General features: G+C 70.4%; 5 protein-coding genes. 1 reads left to right on the top strand and 4 read right to left on the bottom strand.

Annotation, left to right across the window (positions count from 1 at the left end; translation table 11 throughout):
* Both E2E34_RS30785 and E2E34_RS30780 read right to left on the bottom strand, forming a co-directional pair.
* Positions 1-967: PP2C family protein-serine/threonine phosphatase (locus E2E34_RS30785; protein ID WP_138905145.1), on the bottom strand; the 967-nt coding region annotated here is incomplete at its 3' end.
* Complete coding sequence (locus E2E34_RS30780; protein WP_138905144.1) at positions 967-1,770, bottom strand: alpha/beta fold hydrolase; 804 nt, start codon at positions 1,768-1,770, stop codon at positions 967-969. The genes E2E34_RS30780 and E2E34_RS30785, both read right to left, overlap by 1 nt.
* Before the next feature lie 255 nt (positions 1,771-2,025).
* Here E2E34_RS30780 and E2E34_RS30775 point away from each other — a divergent pair, with 255 nt between their 5' ends.
* On the top strand, positions 2,026-3,999 hold the full coding sequence (locus tag E2E34_RS30775; RefSeq protein WP_138905143.1) for a YncE family protein: 1,974 nt from the start codon (positions 2,026-2,028) through the stop codon (positions 3,997-3,999).
* A gap of 112 nt (positions 4,000-4,111) precedes the next feature.
* Here E2E34_RS30775 and E2E34_RS30770 read toward each other — a convergent pair whose 3' ends face one another.
* Entirely contained in the window at positions 4,112-4,414 is a 303-nt protein-coding gene (locus E2E34_RS30770) for a hypothetical protein (RefSeq protein WP_138905142.1), read from the bottom strand.
* Between the two features lie 167 nt (positions 4,415-4,581).
* Complete coding sequence (locus tag E2E34_RS30765) at positions 4,582-5,340, bottom strand: bestrophin-like domain (protein ID WP_138905141.1); 759 nt, start codon at positions 5,338-5,340, stop codon at positions 4,582-4,584.
* Between the last annotated feature and the right edge of the window lie 34 nt (positions 5,341-5,374).

The following is a 5,374-nucleotide window of genomic DNA, read 5'->3' as shown; positions in this document are numbered from 1 at the left end:
GCAGGAAGTCGGCCGCGCCGTCGGCGCGCAGGACGAGGGCCGGGGGGTGGCCGCCGGCGGCGAGGCGGACGGCGACCCGCCCCGTCGCGGGATCGGGTTCCAGGACGCCGAAGACCGCGGTGCAGTAGCGGGGGTCGCCGCCGGTGTAGCGCTCCTGGAGGACCTTGTTCAGTGTGGTCAGGGCGGAGACGGGGTCCGGGTCGTGCAATGCGGCGGCGCGCAGGGTGTAGCGGGTCAGCGAGGTGACCGCGGCGGCCTGGGGGCCCTTGCCGCACACGTCGCCGAGGAAGAAGGCGAAACGTTTGCCGTCGACGGGGAAGACGTCGTAGAAGTCGCCGCCGAGCCGGTCGGGGGACGCGGTGTGGTAGTAGGCGGCTGTCTCCACTCCGGGTACCGGCGGCAGGGTGGCGGGCAGCAGCGACTGCTGCAGTACGGTGAGGGCGTCATGCAGCCGCGCCCGGTCGGCCTCCGCCTCCTTGCGCGCCTCCTCGGCCGCCTTCCGGCTGCGCAGCAGCTCCTCCTCGTACGCGCGGCGGTCGCGGGCGTCGAAGACGGTGGTGCGGATCAGCAGCGGCTCTCCGGTGCTGCCGTTCTTGACCGCGGAGGAGATCAGCACCGGCAGCCGGTCACCGCCCGCCTGCTTGATCTCCAGGGCTATGCCGCTGATCTCGCCCTGCATGCGCAGCAGCGGCGCGAAGTGCGTCTCGTGGTACAGCTTGCCGCCCACGGTCAGCAGGTCGGTGAACCGCATGCGGCCGACCACCGCCTCCCGCTCCAGGCCGAGCCAGCCGAGCAGCGTGGTGTTGATCTTCGCGATGGTGCCGTCCATCAGCGTGGACAGATACCCGCACGGCGCGCTCTCGTAGAGTTCCTCGGCGCTGTCCTCCAGCAGCGCGGCGAACGCCGCGGTCGACGTCTTCTCGTCGCCGGCGTCGTGCGGGTCGAAGTCCTGACCCGTGCGGCACATCACCGCAGGCCCGCCAGGAAGCCGGTGATGGCTTCGTTGGTGGCCTCGGGCGCGGACAGGTGCGGGCAGTGGCCCGTGGCGTCGAGGGTGACCAGCGTCGAGCCGGGGATCGCGCGGTGGACGAAGGCGCCGACCTCCCGGGGGGCGATGACGTCCTGGGTGCACTCCAGTACCAGCGTCGGCACCCGCACACTCTTCAGATCGTCCCTGGAGTCGGACAGGAACGTGGTGCGGGCGAACACGCGGGCCATGTCGGGATCGGTGGCGCAGAAGCTGTTCGTCAGCTCCTCACCGAGCTCGGGCCGGTGCTCGTTCCCCATGATCATCGGCGCCATCGCCGCCGACCAGCCGAGGTAGTTGGACTCCAGTGACACCAGGAGCTCGTCGATGTCCTGCGCGCTGAACCCGCCCCGGTAGCCGTCGTCGTCGATGTACCGCGGCGAGGGAGCGACCATCACCAGCGCGCCGATCCGCTCGGGCGCCATGCCGGCGGCCAGCACTCCGATCATCGCGCTGACCGAGTGCCCCACGAACGTCGCGTCGCGCAGGTCCAGCGCGTCGCACACATCCACCACGTCCTGGGCATAGCCGTCCAGGGAGGCGTAGCGGTCCTCCGAGAACGCGGACAGATCCGAGCGGCCCGAACCCACGTAGTCGAACAGCACCACGCGGTAGTCGTCGACCAGGGCGGGCACCGTCAGCCGCCACATGTTCTGATCGCAGCCGAACCCGTGGGCCAGCACCACTGCCGGCCCGTGGGGGTTGCCGGTGACGGTGACGTTGTTCCTGCGCTCGATGTCCATGCCCGCCATTCTCCCAGGCCCCGCGCGTCGCTCCGGCACAGCCACCGAACCACCCGGTGCCCCGCCCGGCGTCTTCCCATGCGCCGTCGGACCGAGCAGCAGAAAATTTAGACCTCAACTGTCACTGCCATGTCATACGCTGAGCCCTCTCGGCAGCGCTCCACGCGCCCATCGTCGGCGCGAGGGGGGACAGCGCGGCCTTCTCTTTGTCAACCCGGTGATCGCCGGGTTCCTTCTGTGGGGGTTCACATCACTGTGCGCAGGCGCAGCATTCCGACCGCGACGGCGCTCGCGGTCCTCTTCAGCTCGGTGGCACTCGTCGCGGGCACAACGGGTCCGGCGGCGGCCGACTCGGCGAAGGTCCTGTCGGTGAAATCGGTCGGCGACATCGTCGTGGACGGCGACCGCCAGCGGGTCTACATCTCCGACCCGACCGGCGGCAAGATCGTGGTCACCGACTACGCGGGCACCGTCAAGGCGACCCTCACCGGCCTGCCCGGTGTGACCGGCCTCGCGCTGTCCGCGGACTCCGGCCAGGTGTACGCGGCCGTCAAGGACACCGGCCGGATCGTCGCGGTGGAGACGGGGCCCCACACGCGGACGGCCGACTACGACCTGGCCGGCGCCGTGGCCCCGGCCAACCTGGAAATCGTGGACGGTCGCCTGTGGTTCGGCTACGGCTCGCGCATCGGATCGCTCGACGTCTCCGGCGCCGAGCCCGTCGTGAAGCTCGACCAGAACGCGGGCGCCGACTTCTCCGGCGCCACGCCGCTCCTGGCTGCCGACCCGGCCGTGCCCGGCGTGCTGGTGGCGGGGGCCGGCGGCCGGCTCGCTGTGTACGACGTCTCCGCCGAGGGGGCGGCGCTGCGGGTCCAGGGCTCCATGGACACCGGTGTGAAACAACTGGACCTCACGCCCGACGGCGCGCAGGTCCTCACCTCCTGGGACGGCAGCGGGAACGGCTACGGCTTCCCCGTCTACTCCACCACCGACCTCCAGGAGAAGGCGAGTTACCCGACCGAGGCGTACCCGAACGCGATCGCCGTCGCTCCCGACGGCACCGTCGCGGGCGGCTCCTTCTCCTGGTACGCCCCCGACGTCCACATCCACCGGGCGGGCGACCCGAAGCCGACGCGGCAGTACGAGTTCCCCAACACCGGCAACAGCAGCGGCGGTGACGTCCTGGTCCCCGGCGCGCTGGCCTGGGCGCCCGACCGCAGCCGGGTGTTCGCGGTGTCGGAGAACACCTACGGCACCTTCACCCTGCGGGCTCTGACCGACCCCACCAAGGAGCTCGCCTCGCTGAAGGTGTCGGCTCCCGCCGGCGCCGAGCGCGCCAAGAAGCTGACCGTCACCGGGAAGCTGACGTCGAAGACGACGCTCCCGGCGGGCACGGCCCTCAAGGTGACCCGTACGGACGTCGAGTCCCCGAGCGGCAAGGCCCTGCCCGGCGCCACGACCAAGGCCGACGGCACCTTCTCCTTCACCGACACACCGCCCGCCGGCGGCAAGGTCACCTACAAGGTGGCGTACGCGGGCGACGCCACGCACGCCCCCGCCTCCGGTTCCGACACGGTGCAGGTCTCGCGCAAGGCCACCTCGCTCACACTGAACCGCAACGGCAACGTGTACGCGTACGGCGCCGACGTGTCCTTCACGGCGCACCTCGGTACGACGTACAAGAACCGCGTCGTCGAGATCTACGCCAACCCCTACGGCGCCGACAAGCCGAACAAGCTGCTGAAGAAGGCCAAGGTCAACTCGCAGGGCAACCTGTCGGCGACCGTGGACATGACGCGGGACACCGACGTCACCGCCGTCTTCGCCGGTGACGCCCGCTACGCCTCCAAAACCGTGAAGTCGACGGCGTACGCCAGGGCGAAGGTGTCGGTCAGCGTCTCCAAGCACTACAAGACGGGCAAGATCGGCTCCACCTCGTACCACTACTTCCGCAAGAACACCGACCCGGTGTTCACCACGACCATGAACTACTACGCGGGCCGCAAGCACCGGTTCGAGCTCGAGGTCTACTACCAGGGCAGCTGGCACGCCTCCGGGTCCGAGTACTTCGCCCTGGGTACGAACGGCCAGTCGGCCGTGAGGCTGGAGGCGCCGGGCGAGGCCGGCATCCGTGCCCGGATGCGCTCGTCGTACATCAACAACTCCTCCGGCGACAACGTCAACAGCACGGCGCACGGGACCTGGAAGTACTTCACCTTCACGAACTAGGCGCGCCCATCGACGCGAAGGCCCCGGCCGTGATCGGCCGGGGCCTTCGCCCTGCCTGACCAGCCCCGCCTGACCAGCCCTGCCTGACCAGCCCTGCGTCACCAGCCCCGGCTCACGCCAGGACTACCGCGAGCATCGCTGAAACGACCGCGCACGCGGCCACCGACAGCATCACCAGACGCACCTGCACGGCCAACGCGCTCACCATGGACGGCACGACCGCGTCAGCCGCCCGACCGTCTCCCGAGGCGGCACGCTCGTCCGCCCCGCCGCCTCGCGGATCCGGGCCGCCGTCGTGCCACAACTGGGCGCACCACACGCAGTCGCCTTCCGCGCGGGGCGGCACGTCCAGCCAGTACGCGCCCGGCCATGAGACACCATGCACCGGGGCGGAGTCGTCGCCGAATGCTTCCATACGCGGCTTAACGTTTCGCCGCGCCTTTCGGCACCGCCCGGCAGCCGTTCCGCAACCCCACCGTCACCGCCCCGTTAGCACCGCCGATGGCGGTGGTGACGCGGCGCGCGCGTGTTCGGGCCGGCGGGTTGCGGATACGGGGCGACGCTGCCGTGGGTGACGGAGGGTCAGGTGCTCGCCGTGTACAACTCCTGCAGGGGCTGGGACGAGTCGGTTCCCGAGTGGCCGAAGGGTGCGTCGAAGCTCCACACCATGAACAGCAGGAGCACCACCAGAGCGCTGAAGGTGGTGGCCAGGAGCAGTTCGCGTGGTGAATGGCGGATCTGCAGGGTGTAGAGCAGGCCGAGGGTGACGGCTCCGCCGGCGATCAGACCGAACCAGACCACCCCGGGCAGGGTGGTGCCGGCGCTGTCGAGTCGCTGGTGGCGGGCGTCGTCCGCGGCGGCGACCTGGTCCAGCAGCGGCTGGTACGCCTGGGCCTGCAATTCGTCGGCGGGAGTGCGGTGGGCGATGTCGCTGCGGATGCGGCTCAACAACCGGGCGCCTTCGGCTCCGGCCTGTTCGTCGTCCTCCATGGCCGGCCACTCGGCGGTGACGGCATGGCGGGCGTAGCTGTCGATGTGGGCGCGTACCTCGGTGCGGAAGGCCGCCGGGTAGACGTCCAGGCGCTGGTTGATCTCGTACAGGGCCTGGGCCTCGCGCTGGACGGTGTCCTCGGCGGCGTTGCGGGCCTCCCACACGCCGGCGATGGCGAGGCCCAGCACGATGGCGTAGACGACGCCGACCATCATCACCATGTACTCCAGTACGTCCGGTGTCTGGGACGTGTCCTCGTCGGCGAGGCGGCGGTGGCGCATCACGGTGACGGCGATGACCAGTGCGCACACCAGGACGGAGACCAGGGTGTAGATCAGCCATTCCGGCACGGCGGGGCTCCAGGGCGGTAGAGGGGGTCAGGTG

This window comes from Streptomyces albidochromogenes (assembly GCF_005981925.1).
Classification (GTDB): domain Bacteria; phylum Actinomycetota; class Actinomycetes; order Streptomycetales; family Streptomycetaceae; genus Streptomyces; species Streptomyces albidochromogenes.
The sequence above is the reverse complement of the archived record's forward strand: the minus strand, read 5'-3'. Positions and strand labels throughout refer to the sequence as shown.

Bases quoted from the DNA above. Each gene is read 5' to 3' on its own strand.
- E2E34_RS30770 (WP_138905142.1), bottom strand. From the start codon at position 4,414: ATGGAAGCATTCGGCGACGACTCCGCCCCGGTGCATGGTGTCTCATGG.
- E2E34_RS30780 (WP_138905144.1), bottom strand. From the start codon at position 1,770: ATGGACATCGAGCGCAGGAACAACGTCACCGTCACCGGCAACCCCCAC.